General features: G+C 73.4%; 13 protein-coding genes and 3 tRNA genes. 7 read left to right on the forward strand and 9 right to left on the reverse strand.

From position 1 onward, the window contains the following. Positions 1–2 precede the first annotated feature (2 nt). The 3 genes from ACIBK1_RS08300 to ACIBK1_RS08310 are packed head-to-tail and all read right to left on the reverse strand — an operon-like array spanning position 3 to position 2,811. The gene (locus tag ACIBK1_RS08300; protein WP_030505086.1) at positions 3–833 is read right to left on the reverse strand and encodes an aminotransferase class IV; all 831 of its coding nucleotides are present in this window, start codon (positions 831–833) and stop codon (positions 3–5) included. Between the two features lie 15 nt (positions 834–848). Beyond that, on the reverse strand, positions 849–1,874 hold the full coding sequence (locus ACIBK1_RS08305; protein WP_030505087.1) for a chorismate-binding protein: 1,026 nt from the start codon (positions 1,872–1,874) through the stop codon (positions 849–851). 49 nt (positions 1,875–1,923) lie between these two features. After that, positions 1,924–2,811 carry a LysR family transcriptional regulator gene (locus ACIBK1_RS08310; RefSeq protein ID WP_357316427.1) on the reverse strand — a complete coding sequence of 296 codons (888 nt, stop codon included), beginning with the start codon at positions 2,809–2,811 and terminating at the stop codon, positions 1,924–1,926. Between the two features lie 84 nt (positions 2,812–2,895). Here ACIBK1_RS08310 and ACIBK1_RS08315 point away from each other — a divergent pair, with 84 nt between their 5' ends. Further along, positions 2,896–3,798, forward strand: coding sequence for an NAD(P)-dependent oxidoreductase (locus ACIBK1_RS08315; protein ID WP_396733431.1), 903 nt, complete (start codon positions 2,896–2,898; stop codon positions 3,796–3,798). 95 nt (positions 3,799–3,893) lie between these two features. On the opposite strand, the gene hutH is transcribed toward ACIBK1_RS08315, so the two are convergent. Together hutH and ACIBK1_RS08325 are read right to left on the reverse strand one after the other, a co-directional pair. Further along, positions 3,894–5,441, reverse strand: a complete 1,548-nt coding sequence (gene hutH, locus ACIBK1_RS08320) for a histidine ammonia-lyase (protein ID WP_396733434.1) — start codon at positions 5,439–5,441, stop codon at positions 3,894–3,896. Positions 5,442–5,503: 62 nt separating this feature from the next. Further along, positions 5,504–6,310 carry an ArsR/SmtB family transcription factor gene (locus ACIBK1_RS08325; RefSeq protein ID WP_396733437.1) on the reverse strand — a complete coding sequence of 269 codons (807 nt, stop codon included), beginning with the start codon at positions 6,308–6,310 and terminating at the stop codon, positions 5,504–5,506. Between the two features lie 150 nt (positions 6,311–6,460). Between ACIBK1_RS08325 and ACIBK1_RS08330 the strand changes: the two genes are divergently transcribed. The 4 genes from ACIBK1_RS08330 to ACIBK1_RS08345 all read left to right on the forward strand — a co-directional run bounded on the left by ACIBK1_RS08330 (position 6,461) and on the right by ACIBK1_RS08345 (position 7,353). Beyond that, positions 6,461–6,532: transfer RNA gene (locus ACIBK1_RS08330), tRNA-Gly, on the forward strand. 28 nt (positions 6,533–6,560) lie between these two features. Continuing rightward, positions 6,561–6,631, forward strand: a tRNA-Cys gene (locus ACIBK1_RS08335). Positions 6,632–6,645: 14 nt separating this feature from the next. After that, a tRNA-Val gene (locus ACIBK1_RS08340) sits at positions 6,646–6,720 on the forward strand. A gap of 174 nt (positions 6,721–6,894) precedes the next feature. Further along, on the forward strand, positions 6,895–7,353 hold the full coding sequence (locus ACIBK1_RS08345) for a DUF5990 family protein (RefSeq protein WP_030505092.1): 459 nt from the start codon (positions 6,895–6,897) through the stop codon (positions 7,351–7,353). 125 nt (positions 7,354–7,478) lie between these two features. Here ACIBK1_RS08345 and ACIBK1_RS08350 read toward each other — a convergent pair whose 3' ends face one another. The 3 genes from ACIBK1_RS08350 to ACIBK1_RS08360 form a co-directional block, all read right to left on the reverse strand. After that, entirely contained in the window at positions 7,479–7,712 is a 234-nt protein-coding gene (locus ACIBK1_RS08350) for a hypothetical protein (RefSeq protein WP_030505093.1), read from the reverse strand. Positions 7,713–7,815: 103 nt separating this feature from the next. Beyond that, positions 7,816–8,583, reverse strand: a complete 768-nt coding sequence (locus ACIBK1_RS08355) for a nucleotidyltransferase domain-containing protein (protein WP_030505094.1) — start codon at positions 8,581–8,583, stop codon at positions 7,816–7,818. A 52-nt stretch (positions 8,584–8,635) separates the two neighbouring features. After that, the gene (locus tag ACIBK1_RS08360; RefSeq protein ID WP_076433467.1) at positions 8,636–9,331 is read right to left on the reverse strand and encodes a nucleotidyltransferase domain-containing protein; all 696 of its coding nucleotides are present in this window, start codon (positions 9,329–9,331) and stop codon (positions 8,636–8,638) included. 43 nt (positions 9,332–9,374) lie between these two features. On the opposite strand from ACIBK1_RS08360, the gene ACIBK1_RS08365 reads away from it, so the two are divergent. Continuing rightward, positions 9,375–10,868 (forward strand): LLM class flavin-dependent oxidoreductase, encoded by a 1,494-nt coding sequence (locus tag ACIBK1_RS08365; RefSeq protein ID WP_396733442.1) that lies wholly within the window; start codon positions 9,375–9,377, stop codon positions 10,866–10,868. 138 nt (positions 10,869–11,006) lie between these two features. Here the strand turns inward: ACIBK1_RS08365 and ACIBK1_RS08370 are convergent, their stop codons facing one another. Then, a complete protein-coding gene (locus ACIBK1_RS08370; RefSeq protein ID WP_030505097.1) occupies positions 11,007–12,221 on the reverse strand; it encodes a cytochrome P450 in 1,215 nt (404 codons plus the stop codon). Between the two features lie 202 nt (positions 12,222–12,423). Here ACIBK1_RS08370 and ACIBK1_RS08375 point away from each other — a divergent pair, with 202 nt between their 5' ends. Further along, positions 12,424–13,680 (forward strand): hypothetical protein, encoded by a 1,257-nt coding sequence (locus tag ACIBK1_RS08375; RefSeq protein ID WP_030505098.1) that lies wholly within the window; start codon positions 12,424–12,426, stop codon positions 13,678–13,680. The last annotated feature ends 258 nt before the right edge of the window (positions 13,681–13,938 follow it).

Raw genomic sequence — 13,938 nt, forward strand, 5'->3', positions numbered from 1 at the left:
GATCACGGGTCGAGGTCGGCCGCGGAACGCTCGGCGAAGACCTTCATGGCCTCCAGCGTGATCGGTCCGGGCGCCTGCGGCAGCACCTTCCCGTCCACGGCCCTGATCGGCTGGATGTCGCGGGTGGTGGAGGTGAGGAAGGCCTCCTCGGCCTCGTACAGCGCCGAGATCGGCACGTCCACCTCTTCGCCGCCGCACCACTCGAGAGTGAGCGCGCGGGTGACGCCGGCCAGGCAGCCGGAGGAGAGCGTCGGGGTGATCAGGCGCCCGCCGGTGACGATGAAGATGTTGCTCCCGGTGCCCTCGCACAGGTTGCCGGCGAGGTTCTCGAAGATCGCCTCGGCGCCGCCGCGCTCCTTGGCGTACGCCAGGGCCTTGGCGTTGTCGCCGTAGGAGGTGCTCTTGACGCCGGCCAGCGCGCCGCGCTCGTTGCGGGGCCAGGGCACCACGGTGACGTCGGCCGTGGCGGGGAACGGCGCCTGCTCGCCCACGATGACGATGGCGTTCGTGCCGGCCGACCCCCGGTCGGAGCCGAGCGGGCCCGGGCCGCTGGTGTAGGTGATCCTGATGCGGGCCAGCGGCCACTTCGGCGCGGCCGCCAGGCAGCGGCGCACACCGTCGGCGATCGCGGCGACGTCGGGCTCGGGCAGGTCCATCCGCTTGGCCGACAGCGCCAGCCGGTCGAGGTGGCGGGTCAGCGCGAAGGACTCCCCGTTCACCGCCTTGATCGTCTCGAACACGCCGTCGCCGACCATGAGCCCGTGGTCGTACACCGAGACCACGGCCTTGCCTGGCTCGTACAGCTCTCCGTTCACCCAGATGGGTACAGACATCTCCTGCTCCGTTCGTTACCGATGTCGCGGCCCGTCCCCGGCCCGTCCCGCGGAGGCGAGGCCGATGAGCCGGGCGGCCTTGAGCTCGGTCTCGTGCCATTCCCTCCCGGGGTCGGACCCCCAGGTGATGCCCGCTCCCGTACCGAACCGGATCGTGTCGTGCTCGATCCAGAAGGTGCGGATGCCGACCGCCAGCGCCCCCTCGCGCCGGTCGGCGTCGACCCAGCCCACGGCCCCACAGTACGGCCCGCGGGGCTCCGGTTCGAGCTCGTTGATGATCCGCAGCGCCGACGACTTCGGCGCCCCGGTCACCGAACCCGGAGGGAAGGTGGCGGCGAACAGCTCCGGCCAGCCGGCGTCGCCGTCCAGCCGCGCCCGCACCGTGGACACCAGGTGCACGAGCCCGGGGTGCTCCTCGACCGCGAACAGCGAGGGCACGGTCACAGAGCCTACCTCCGCCACGCGACCGAGGTCGTTGCGAACCAGGTCGACGATCATGAGGTTCTCCGCGTAGTCCTTGTCGAGGAGATCGTCCGCCGTCACGCCGGTGCCCTTGATCGGCCGGGACTCGACCACCGCGCCGCGCCTGGACAGGTACAGCTCCGGCGAGGCCGACACGACCGTCAGCCCCGGCACGTCCACGACGGCCGCGTACGGCGCGGGGTTGCCCTCGGCCAGCCGTGCGGCGAGGGCGAGGGGGTCCACGTCCGGCGAGGGCAGCGGCGCGGACAGGACGCGGCAGAGGTTGGCCTGGTAGACCTCCCCGCGCTCGATGTAGTCCCTGATCCGCCGGACGCCCCGCTCGTATCCCTCCCGGTCGAGGGACGTGGCCCAGGCGTCCCGGCCGGGTCCCCGCCACCGGCCGCGCGGCGCGGGCAGCGGAGCGCGCCGCACGTCGTCGAACCGCGCGCAGACGACCTTCCCCTCGTACGACACGACCACCGCCCACCAGCCGGAGCCGTCGAGGGCGGCCAGGTCGGTGGTCACCTCCCGCAGGCCGGTGGCCAGGTATCCCCCAATATGGGCGAAGGCGTCGTGCACGTGTCCATTCTCGCGTCCCCGGGCGGCCGGGTGGCTCCCGGAGCCGCAATCAGACGGCCCGGCGGGCCAGCAGGCCGAGCAGCGCGCGGGCGGCGGGGAGCGGAGCCGTGCGCGGGAGGGCGGCGTACACGGTGCGGCGCGGCGCGAACTCGCCAAGCGACCGCAACGCCACGTCCGCGCGTACGGCGGGCGCGGCCATGGCGGGCACCAGCGTCACCCCGAGCCCGGCGGCCACGTAGCCGAGCTTGCCGGTCCACTCCCCGATCCGCAGGTCGACCCTGGGGGCGAAGCCGGCCCGGGCGCAGGCGGCGCCGAGCATGGTCACGGTGCCGGGAGGGGCGCCCTCGATCCAGCTCTCCTCGCGCAGGTCGCGCAGGTCCACCTGCTCGCTCCCGGCCAGTGGGTGGTCGGCGGGGAGGGCGACGAGCAACTCGTCCTCCATCAGGCGGGTGACCTCCACCTCGGGACCCGCCCCCAGCCCGGAGGGGTAGTCGCTCACGACCGCGATGTCGATCTCCGCGCGGCCGAGGCCGTCCATGAGCGCGGTGCTCAGGCCCTCCACCATGCTGACCGCCACTTCCGGGCGGGAGGCCCGCAGCTCGCGCAGGGCGGCGGGGACCAGCACGGCGTTGGCCGTGGCGAACGCGCCGACCCGCAGCCGCCCGCCGCTGCCCTGGTGGATGGCGGCGAGCTCCTCCCCCGCCCGGCCGAGCCGCTCCAGCACCTCGCGGGCGTAGCGGTGCAGCGTCCGGCCCGCGGGCGTCAGCCGCACCCCCCGCGGCAGCCGCGCGAACAGCGGGCCGCCCGCCTGGGCCTCCAGGGACGCGATGCGCCGGGACACGGCTGACTGGGTGTAGTTGAGCTGTATCGCGGCGGCCGTGAACGATCCCGTACGGGCCACGACGTCGAGCAGCACAAGCGCGTCGGTGTCGAACATGCTCCGATCCATGAGGGAGGGGGATGAACGCCATGCAATCTAGTCGCTGGTGGAACGGCTTTTGCCTCCAATAATGTCCAAGACATGATTGCTTTTCTTGGTTTGGGGCGTATGGGGATCCCGATGGCCGGCCGCCTCGTCGCGGCCGGTCACCAGGTGACCGTGTGGAACCGTACGCCACGGGACGTGCCGGGCGCGGAGGCGGCCCCCTCCGCCGCGGAGGCCGCGGCCGGAGCGGACATCGTGATCACGATGCTGAGCGATCCCGACGCGGTGTCCGATGTGGTGCGGGCGGCGCTGCCGGGGCTACGGCCGGGATCGGTGCTGGTGGAGATGTCCACGATCGGCCCCGGCGCGGTGCGGAGCCTGCGGGGCCTGCTTCCCGAGGGCGTGGGCCTGGTCGACGCCCCCGTGCTCGGCAGCGTGGGCCCGGCCGCCGAGGGAACGCTGGTCGTGCTCGCCGGGGGCCGCCGCGAGGACCTCGACCGGGTGTCTGACGTGCTGCGCGTCTTCGGGACGATCCACGAGGCGGGCGGGCCGGAGTCGGGCGCCGCGACCAAGCTCGCCGTGATGAGCGCGCTGGTGACCGCCCAGGTGGGGCTGGCGGAGACGCTGGCCTACGCGGACGGCCTCGGAGTCGGCCGCACCGCGCTCCTGGACGTCCTCGGGGCGACGCCGCTGGCCGGGCTCGCGGAGCGCCTGCGGCCGGTGGCCGAGTCGGGCCCGTTCGAGACGAGGTACGCCCTCGGCCTGGCCGCCAAGGACCTGCGACTGGCCACCGAGGGGCCGGGGAGCCGTCAGACGGTGACCGCCGCCGCGCGCGACCTGCTCGCGGAGGCGGTCGCGGCCGGGCTGGCGGGGCGCGACCTCACCGCCGTCGTCCCGTTCGCGGCGTCCCGGGCGGCCGAAGCCCCCGCGGCGAAGGAGGTGCGGGCGGTCAACCCGCCCTCCGCCCCGGCGGCCGACAGCTGTTCCAGCCGGGGCTGATGATCGAGGTCGAGGTGGTCGCCGCCCTCTGAGGTGTCAGCCCGGGGGTCCCAGCTCAGCTCAGGGGTCCACGCCCAGGGTCTCAGCCCAGAGTCTCAGCCCAGGGGGCCGACGGCGGACTCGGCGGCGGCGACCACGACGCCGCTTTCGACGAGGCGGACGACCGCCTCGATCTCCGGTGCGAGGAAGCGGTCGGGCCCCGGCCCCGCCACCGGCTCGCGCAGCGCCTCGACCACCGCGCCCGTTCCGGGCGCGGGCGCGTGCGGCCTGCGCAGGTCGAGCGCCCTGGCGGCGGTCAGCAGCTCGATCGCGAGCACACGGGTGAGGCCGTCGACAGCGCGGCGCAGCTTGCGGCCCGCCGACCAGCCCATCGAGACGTGGTCCTCCTGCATCGCGGAGCTCGGGATCGAGTCCACGCTGGCCGGCACCGCCAGCCGCTTGAGCTCGGACACGATCGCCGCCTGGGTGTACTGCGCGATCATGTGCCCGGAGTCCACCCCCGGGTCGTCGGCGAGGAACGCCGGGAGGCCGTGGCTGCGCGCCACGTCCAGCATGCGGTCGGTGCGCCGCTCGGCGATCGACGCGAGGTCGGCCACCGCGATGGCCAGGAAGTCCAGGACGTACGCCACCGGGGCCCCGTGGAAGTTCCCGTTGGACTCCACCCGGCCGTCGGCGAGCACGACGGGATTGTCGATGGCGCTGGCGATCTCGCGGGCCGCGACGGCGGACGCGTGCGCGAGGGTGTCCCTGGCGGCGCCGGCGACCTGGGGGGCGCAGCGCAGGGAGTAGGCGTCCTGGACCCGGGTGCAGGAGCCGTCGCGGTGGGAGGCCATCACGCCCGAGCCGGCGAGCAGCGTCCGCATGTTGGCCGCCGCCAGGGCCTGACCGGGATGGGGCCGCAGCGCCTGCAGGTCGGCCGCGAAGACGTAGTCGGTGCCGAGCAGCGCCTCCACGCTCATCGCGGCGCTGACGTCGGCGGTCGTGAGGAGCCGCGACAGGTCGTGCAGCGCGAGCACCAGCATGCCGAGCATGCCGTCGGTGCCGTTGATCAGCGCGAGCCCTTCTTTGGCCGCCAGCTCGACGGGCTCGACGCCGTATTCCTTGAGCGCCTCCGCGGTGGGCCGCAGACGCCCCTCGGCGTCCCGTACGACGCCCTCACCCATGATCGTCAGGGCGACGTGGGAGAGCGGGGCGAGGTCGCCCGAGCAGCCGAGGCTGCCGTACTCGTGGACGACCGGGGTGAGCCGGGCGTTCAGCAGGGATTCCAGCACCCGGGCCGTGGCCGGGCGTACGCCGGTGTGCCCGGTGGCGAGCGTGCGCAGGCGCAGCAGCATCATGGCCCGCACGACCTCGGTCTCCACCTCGGGCCCCGAGCCGGCCGCGTGGGAGCGGACGAGGCTGCGCTGGAGCTGGGCGCGCAACGAAGGGTCGATGTGCCGGGTGGCCAGGGCGCCGAAACCGGTGGAGACGCCGTAGGCCGGGGTGTCGGCCTCCGCGAGCTCCTCCACCCGCCCCCGCGAGGCGGCCATCTCGGCGATCGCGTCGTCCGTCAGGCGGACCTGTGCGCCGTACCTCGCGACCCGGACCACGTCGTCGAAGGCGAGCGGTCCAGGGCCGACGCCCACGACCTCGTTGTCGTGCATCGTCCCACTCTTTCACGTCATGCTGCTCGCGCCCTGCGCGCGTGGCGGGTAACCAGCGTATCTCAGGTTAGGTCCTTACATCCAAAGATCCTGCCCAGTCCCTCCCGTCCCGCGCCGGTCAGCCGCAGGGCGCGGGGCACGGTGCCCCGGACCAGCCACTCCCGCGCCAGGAGCCGGTCCAGCACCGCGGCGCCGAGCGCCCCGCCCAGGTGCGGACGGCGCTCCAGCCAGTCGAGGCAGTCGGGGGCGAACCTGCGGCGGGCGCGGCGCACCTGCTCCACGTCCACGCCCAGCTCCGCCAGCGCCTCCGCTCCGCTCGCGGTCAGCAGGCAGCCGCCGTCGGCCTCGACCAGACGCCCCTCGCGCACCAGCGAGTCGTACAGTTCGACCCCCACCCGGCCGGCCAGGTGGTCGTAGCAGCTGCGGGCCTCCCGCAGCAGCCGGGCCTGCCGCGACTGCCGCAGGGACCGTACGGCGACGCGCCCGCTGATCCGCGCCAGCACCTCCAGGGTGCGGGCGACGTCGGGGCCGGCGAGGCGGTAGTAGCGATGCCGCCCCTGCTTGACCACGGTCACCAGGCCGCCGTCGAGGAGCCGGGCCAGATGGGAGCTCGCGGTGGGGGCGCTCACACCCGCGATAGCGGCCAGCTCCCCCGCCGCCAGCGCCCTGCCGTCGAGCAGCGCGGTGAGCATGGCGGCGCGGGCGGCGTCCGCGATCAGGGCCGCGACGGGGGCGATGTCGGCGTCTCCCGCGACCTCGGTGTTCGGTGCGCCCCCGGCCCTCCCCCCGATCTCGGCCGTGCCGGGCTCCGGGGCGTTCCCGGCGGCGCCGGGGAGGGTGGCGTGTGTGCGGTCATGTGTGACGGACATGCCTCGACGCTAACGCGGGGACGGTTCGACGGGGGTGGAAGCATCGGCCGGAACTCGCGGCGTGAGCAGGGGGAACGCCTTTGATTTGGGGAGTCGGCGGGAGATTGGATAAAGTCTTCCCGTGAGCCCGGCCGGACAGAGCCGGGGAACGCGGAAGTGGCTCAGTGGTAGAGCATCACCTTGCCAAGGTGAGGGTCGCGGGTTCGAATCCCGTCTTCCGCTCGGAGCTTGACACTGTGCAGCTTGTCACGGTGGAGTGGCCGAGAGGCGAGGCAGCGGCCTGCAAAGCCGCGTACACGGGTTCAAATCCCGTCTCCACCTCTTGGTTTGTCCAAGGGCGATTAGCTCAGCGGGAGAGCGCTTCCCTGACACGGAAGAGGTCACTGGTTCAATCCCAGTATCGCCCACCACCAAGCAGCATCCGAAGGCCGGACCCGGAACCCCGGGACCGGCCTTCTTCGCGTCGCGGTAACCTGCTGCCGAAAGGCGGGGGCCTCCGTTCACACAGCCGGGCACGATCACGGATAGGACGGCGTCCGGCGGGGCCGGCGGATTCTGTCGGGACCGTCTGTGAGGATGCCGGCATGCGCATCCGCATCGAGGCCGGCGATCTGCCCGGCCGCACCTGCCCGCCCGGCGACGGGTTCCCGGGATACTCCGGCATCCACGTGGGCGTGCAGCGGCGGGACCGCCCCGGCGAGATCATCGATCTTCACCCCGGTGACGCCGCGACGGCGCAGTGGACGCTCGACTGCACGGTGTCCACCACCGCCGGCGGCGCGGCGGACATCCGCGGGCCGTACGTCCAGGGCAGGCCGGGCGGCCGATTCGTCTACCTGTGCTGGGGCACGCTCGACGTGGCCGGCGGCTTCACGGTGTTCCGCCGGGCCAAGCTCATGCTCGACCGGCTCGAACCGGATCTGCTCGCGGCGGCGATCGGCTCCGGCACGCTGGTCGGGCGGCTCGGGCTCACCGACGCGCAGGGGCGTCCCCTGTGCGCGGCCGTCAGACCGCCCGTCATCGCCTGGTCGCCCGGGCCGTAGCGGGGCGAGGCCGGTGCGGGGGGCCGGCGCGCCGATCCCACGGGACGTCCCCGCGCCGCCGCCGGGGATCGGCGGTGGCGGCCCGGTCAGTCGCCCCGATCAGTCGACCCGATCAGTCGGCCCGGTCAGTCGGCCCGGGCGGAGAGCTCGTCGAAGATCTCCAGCGCGGCCTTCCGGACGTCCGCGGGCGAGATGCCGTTCAGGGTGCTGCGTGCCTGATCGGCGTCACGGGTGGTGGCGAAGGTGATCGCGACGGACTTGGCGGCGGCGTGGCGCAGAGATCCGGTGGGCGCGCTGTCGGCCAGTGCCTCCGCGCTCGCGGCCAGGTCGAGGTTGTCTTTGCCGAACTGAGTGGTCAAAGCGTTCTCCTGGGATGGTGGCGGTTGGCCCATTATCCGCGATAGCCCCCGTCTGTGGGGCGGCACCCCGCGTTGTTCGCGTGTCCCCGTCCTGTTTCACCGTTCAGTCCCCCGATGGACGCCCGGCGAGCCGGGTCCGTACGACGAGGTCGTGCAGGGCGTCGTGGGCCGAGGGGGCGTCCGGCAGCGCGGAGGCGTCCCGGGCGTCCTCCAGGCGGGCGGTGAGCGCGTCGAGGTCGGCCGCGAGCCGTTCCCCGCCGGGCGCGCCGTCCGGCAGCCCGCCGTGCTCGGCCGCCCGCTTGGCCTCCACCAGGCCGGGCAGGTACGGCGGCCCGCCGGCGAGGAGCAGGGTGAGGTCGGCGACGAGTTCGCCCGTACGCATGAGGTGAACGCCCGTCAGCAGCACCCGGAACGCGTAGAGCAGCGGCTTCAGCTCCCTCGTACGGTCGAACAGCCGCCGCTGGGTGCGCGCGAAGCCGAGGTAGTGGTGGGCGTGGTGCCGGGTCAGGCAGCCCCGCGCGAGGGCGTGCATCTCCTCGTGCAGCGCAGAGGTGGTCACGACCAGCGGTGACAGGAGCTGCTCCAGCACATAGCCGTTGCGGCTCAGCAGCAGCCGACAGAACTTGGCGAGGTCGTGGGTCACGAGGTCGACCTCCACCCCCTCACGGATCCACGAGCGGGTCACGGTCTCCTCACCCGCACGCAGGCCGACGACCTCCTCGACCGGCAGCACGTGCACGCCCCGCAGGTCCACGTCCGAGTCCACGGAGGGGAACCCGTAGAGATGCGCGCCGCTCACGGTGGCGAACGCGAGCGGGTGCCGCTCACCCGCGGCCACCTCGGGCAGCCAGGACGGCAGGACGGCGGTCATGGCGCCTCTCCTTCGATCACGGTCGTCGAGCCGGCCCCCGCACCTCGATCGGTCACAGAGCCCACCTCCGCACGTCGGTCAGGAACTCCTCGACGGCCGCCCGGTCCGGCCGTGCGGGCAGCGCGCGCCCGGCCCGCTCGTCCAGCTCCGCGAGCAGCCGCGCACGCCACGCCAGCACCTCGGGCCAGGGCGTCTCCCCCCGCCGTACGGCGAGCAGCCGATCGCGGTGGGCGCCCACCTCGATGAGCGGCTCCCCGTGCCCGGCCAGGTGGACGGCGCCCAGCAGCAGCCGGATCATGTGCATGGCCATCTTCCACCGCCTGCCGTCGCCGCCCGGCCGGGGCGGGTCCTGCGGCCCGAGACGGCGGAACTGCCGTTCGGCCGAGCCCGCGAACGCCCGCTCCGCCTTCGCGGACAGGAACGCGGGGCGTAGCGCCAGCAGCCGCTCGCCCACCGGGGTGACGAGCTCCACCAGCGGCGACCACAGGCACTCCAGCACGGACGGATTGCCCTCGAGCGCGAGCACGCAGAACCGCTCGACCTCCCACGAGAACTGCTCGGGCAGCGGCCCCTCCACGTGATCGGGCGGCTTGTCGAGCCGCCAGAACATCGGGGTGGGCGTCACGAACACGCCCCGCCTGTCGACGTCCGACTCCTCGGTGTCCAGCCCGTACGCGCGCGAGCCGATCACGACCGACAGGACGGTGCCGCCGGGGGCCGTGAGGGTCGTGTCGCCGGATCTTGTCACGAAGGTAGGCTCCCGGTCCGAGACGCGGAAAGGTAGCGATTTAATGGCCGACTTCGGACATGAGCTGTGGTTCGGGGCGTTTCTCACGCCCGACGCGGCGGGGCACCACCGGATCGTCCGGCAGGCCGTGCTGGCCGACGATATCGGACTCGACATCGTCGGCATTCAGGACCACCCCTACCTGCCGGCGTTCCTCGACACCTGGACGCTGCTGTCCACGCTCGCGGGGCGCACCGAGCGGGTGCGGCTGTTCCCCGACGTGGTTAACCTGCCGCTGCGGCCGCCGGCGGTGCTCGCCAGGGCCGCCGCGTCCCTCGACATCCTGAGCGGGGGCCGGGTCGAGCTGGGCCTCGGTGCCGGGGCGTTCTGGGACGGCATCGCGGCCATGGGCGGCCCCCGCCACAGCCCCGGCGAGGCCGTGGACGCGCTGGAGGAGGCCATCGCGGTCCTCCGCGCGCTGTGGACGCCGGGCGACGAGGGCGTACGGCTCGACGGCAGGCACTACCGGTTGGAAGGCGCGCGGCCGGGGCCGTTTCCCCCGCACCCCATCGGGCTGTGGCTGGGCGCGTACAAGCGGCGCATGCTGGAACTGACCGGGCGGCTCGGCGACGGGTGGGTGCCCTCCTCCGGGTACGCCGCGCCGGGCGAGCTGGGCGCGATGAGCGAGATCCTGGACGCCGCGGCCGAGCGGGCCGGGCGCGACCCCGCCGAGATCCGCCGCGTCTACAACATCGAGGGCCGGTTCTCCGGCGCCGCCGGAGAGGGGTTCCTGGACGGGCCGCCCGCCGTGTGGGCCGAGCAGCTCGCCGAGCTCGCGCTGGGCCCCGGCATGAGCGTGTTCGTGCTGGCCGTGGACGACGACAGGGACCTCAAGGTCTTCGCCGAGGAGGTCGCCCCCGCCGTACGCGAGGCCGTGGCGCGGGAGCGCGCCCGGGGGCCGCGGCCGGACGCAGAGGGCCCGGCCGGGATCGCGCAGGCGGCACCGGCCAAGGCGGTGCTCGACGAGACCACCCGGCCGCGGCTGCCCAAGCGGGACATCGCCGCGCTCCCGCCGCGCCAGCAGGCGAACGGCCGGCGGCTCGTGCTCATCCACGACCACCTGCGCCGGGAGCTGACCCAGATCAGGGACGCCCTGGAGCAGGTCGCCGCGGGACGCTCCGACGCCGCCGCGCTCCGCTCGATGATCAACGAGCTCACCATGCGGCAGAACTACTGGACGCTCGGCACGTTCTGCGCGTCGTACTGCCGTCTGCTGACCACCCACCACACGATCGAGGACGAACACATGTTCCCGATGCTGGCGGCGGCGCAGGAGTCGCTGGCGCCGGTCGTGGCCCGCCTGGAGCAGGAGCACGAGGTCATCGCCGGGGTGCTGACGCAGCTGGACGCCGCCCTCGTCGCGATGATCGACGACCCGGACCGGCTCGACGGCGTGCGCGACCAGGTGGAGCTGCTGTCCGACGTGCTGCTGTCGCACCTGCGCTACGAGGAGGAGGAGCTCGTCGAGCCCATCGCCCGCCTCAACCTCGACATCTGAGAACCGGACATCTGAGAACCTCTGGTCCTCGGCCGGCGCCGGCCGGGCTCGACACGGGTGTGTCGCCGGCCCGGCCAAGGTCCGGCCCAAGGTCCGGCCAGGGTCAGGCGCAAGGTCCGGCCCGGGGTTGGGTGTGGTTCAGCCGGCCTTGACCAGCAGCCGGCGCGGCCGGTGGATCAAGCCGTCGTCGGTCCACCGCACGCTCGCCGGATCCTCCCGCGGGCGCAGCCGCGGCAGCCGCGTGACCAGGGCGCGGAACGCCTCCTGCAGTTCCATCCTGGCCAGGTTCGCCCCCAGGCAGTAGTGGGGGCCGTGGCCGAACGCCAGGTGCGGGTCGGGGGTGGGCCCGGCGAATCTCCGGATGTCGAAACGCCACGGATCGTCGAAGACCGAGGGATCGTGGTTGGCCGCCGCCGGGTTGGGCAGCACGACGGTCCCCGCGGGCACGGTGCCTGCGGACAGCTCGACGTCCTCCGTCACCCGCCGGAGCAGGCCGTTCCCTCCCGGCCCCTCGTGCCGCAGGATCTCCTCCACGGCGGCCTCGATCAGCTCGGGGCGCGCGGTCAGCTCCGCGTACTGCCGGGGGTGACACAGCAGGCGGAACGCGCCCCGGGTGATCATCGAGGCGGTCGTCTCGTGCCCCGCCATGATCAGTGTGAACACCATGTGGGTCAGCTCGTCCTCGCTCAGCGCGTCCTCTCCGTCGCGCGCCGCGATGAGCAGGTCGATGAGGTCGTCACCCGGCCTGGTCCGGTGCTCCGCGATCAGGTCCCGGGCGTACGCCATGAACGCGGCGAACCCCTCCGCCCTGGCTTCCGCGCTCAGCTCGGAGGAGGACAGGAACATCTCCGTCCAGCCGCGGAACTGCTCGAACCGGTCCATCGGCACGCCGAGCACCTCGCAGATCACCCGGGCGGGCAGCGGCAGCGCGAAGTCGGCGACCACGTCGAACTCCTCCCCCGCCGCGTCGAGCAGCTCGGCCGCGATGGCCGCCGCGCGGGGCCGCCAGCGCTCGATATGCCGGGGAGTGAACGTGCTCTGCAGGATGCGGCGATAGCGGGTGTGCTCGGGCGGATCCTGGTTGATCAGAGCCGCCGGGTCGTCGTCCAGGCCGGTGCCGCTGACCATCCTGGGCAGGTTCGCCGCGCGCAGGTTGCGGCTGCCCGCCGGGGACGTGAGCACGGTCCTGACGTCCTCATATCTGACGATCATCGGGGCCCGGTCCCCGCTCGGCATCGTGACCGGCTCCATCGGGGCTTGCGCGCACCTGCGGGCGAGATCGGGCGAGGGGGTTCCCAAGGGGCCGGGCGGAAGATCGGGCCAGGGCCATGTGGTGCCGGACTGCTCTGCCATCGTCGCCTCCCGGCGATGCTGTCCTCCACGCTGCCTGGAACGTACGCACCGGTCCCCGGGCGGTCAATGTCCCGCCGCGGCCACACTCTCGTTGGACCCCGGGCGACGGCGTGTTCACGGAGAGGCGTGTTTCGCACCAAAGGCCGACACGGTTCTGGGATGATCTCGAGGAAAACCATCGGACGTCGAGAGACCGTGACTGATGCCCCCCATTGACCAAATCACCGCTTTCGTATCGGCCAATCCGGTCGAGACGATCATCATCAGTGTCATCGCCCTGGTCTTACTGGTCCTTGCCTTCTTCGCCCTGCGCGCCCTGATCCGCCTGTTCCGCCGCTGGGCGGCCGGCCGGCCCACCGAGGACGTTCTCACCATCGTCGCCGCCAGCATCGCCACGGGCGTCTCCGCCCAGGGCATGTGGCGCTTCTCCGGCGACGTCCTCGGGTTCGACGGGCCGCTGCGGCTCCTGCTGTTCGCCTTCATCGAGGTCGCCGTCATCACCAGCGCCGTACGGGCGCGCCGCAACATGCGGGAGAACTACTCGGCCGGCATCGACGGCCTGGCCGTGTGGGTGCTGACGTCCCTGTCGGCCGTCCTGTCGAGCATGGACGCCCGCAGCGTCGCCGAGGCCGTCTTCCGTCTCGCCGCCCCGCTCGTGGCCGCCTGGCTGTGGGAGCGCGGCATGGCCATCGAACGGGTCCGCATCACCGGCCGGGGCCGCATCAACTGGCGGCTCACCCCGGAGCGCGTGCTGGTCCGGATCGGCCTGGCCGAGGCGAGCGACCGTACGGCGAGCGAGGTGGACGCCCACCGCAGGCTGACCAGGGTGGCGCTGGCCGCCAAGCGGGTCCGCGCGCTGCGCGAGGCCGGGGTGTCCGGGCGCAAGCTGCGCGTCGCGATGGCCAAGCTCGACAAGGCGATGGACCAGGCCGTGGAGTTCACCGGCCTGGCCGTGGACGAGAAGCGGCAGGAGGCCCTGCTGTCCCAGATCGGCGCGCTCTACAACACCTCCGCGCTGATCGACCTCGCCCCGCCGGTCCCCTGGGCGCCCGAGCCCGAGCAGCCCGCTCCCGCGGCGCTGCCCGCCCCCACCATCGCCGAGCTGATCGACGACGAGGAGGAGGACGTCCCGGCCGAGCCGGCGCCGCCCGTCGTCGACACCGCGCAGCGCGCGGCCCAGCTCCGTGCGGCCCGGCAGTACTGGGACCAGCAGATCGCACGCAAGTACGTCCCCCGGGCCGCCGACATCGCCCAGGAGGTGGGCATCCCACTCCTCGTGGCGAAGGAGTGGCGGGCGCTGTGGAAGCTCGAACCCCAGGCGTACGCGCTGATCGAGGCGGCGTTCCGGGAGCACGGGATCGTCGACACCGGCACCTTCCCTGCCATCGAGGTGCCCGAGCGGGAGCGCGTGCTCGTCGTGAACGGCTCCGCCACAGGGGCGTCCGCGCACGACTCCTGACGGGAGCCTGCCCGGCTCCATTCACGGCGACGGGGCGGCGGGACCGGACGAACCGGTCCCGCCGCCCCGTCGCTTTCCCGTCGCTTTCCCGCCCTCGCCCCGGCGGTCACCCCCGGCCGCCGTTTCCCCATCGTCCCGCACGGCACCCGGCTGCCCGCCGCCGCGCGTACCCGGGTTCCCCGATGCCGCTCCACAAGCGTCGGCAAAGGTTGCGACCAGAGTTCCCGCGCTGGTGCGACGCCTCGTGCGGGCCGGGGA

This window comes from Microbispora rosea (assembly GCF_044460045.1).
In the GTDB taxonomy this organism is placed as follows: Bacteria; Actinomycetota; Actinomycetes; order Streptosporangiales; family Streptosporangiaceae; genus Microbispora; species Microbispora rosea.

Excerpts from the sequence above, each read along its gene's own strand:
- ACIBK1_RS08300 (WP_030505086.1), bottom strand. The coding sequence starts at position 833 with ATGTCTGTACCCATCTGGGTGAACGGAGAGCTGTACGAGCCAGGCAAG.
- ACIBK1_RS08310 (WP_357316427.1), bottom strand. The coding sequence starts at position 2,811 with ATGTTCGACACCGACGCGCTTGTGCTGCTCGACGTCGTGGCCCGTACG.
- ACIBK1_RS08315 (WP_396733431.1), top strand. The coding sequence starts at position 2,896 with ATGATTGCTTTTCTTGGTTTGGGGCGTATGGGGATCCCGATGGCCGGC.
- hutH (WP_396733434.1), bottom strand. The coding sequence starts at position 5,441 with ATGCACGACAACGAGGTCGTGGGCGTCGGCCCTGGACCGCTCGCCTTC.
- ACIBK1_RS08325 (WP_396733437.1), bottom strand. The coding sequence starts at position 6,310 with ATGTCCGTCACACATGACCGCACACACGCCACCCTCCCCGGCGCCGCC.
- ACIBK1_RS08345 (WP_030505092.1), top strand. The coding sequence starts at position 6,895 with ATGCGCATCCGCATCGAGGCCGGCGATCTGCCCGGCCGCACCTGCCCG.
- ACIBK1_RS08355 (WP_030505094.1), bottom strand. The coding sequence starts at position 8,583 with ATGACCGCCGTCCTGCCGTCCTGGCTGCCCGAGGTGGCCGCGGGTGAG.
- ACIBK1_RS08365 (WP_396733442.1), top strand. The coding sequence starts at position 9,375 with ATGGCCGACTTCGGACATGAGCTGTGGTTCGGGGCGTTTCTCACGCCC.
- ACIBK1_RS08370 (WP_030505097.1), bottom strand. The coding sequence starts at position 12,221 with ATGGCAGAGCAGTCCGGCACCACATGGCCCTGGCCCGATCTTCCGCCC.
- ACIBK1_RS08375 (WP_030505098.1), top strand. The coding sequence starts at position 12,424 with ATGCCCCCCATTGACCAAATCACCGCTTTCGTATCGGCCAATCCGGTC.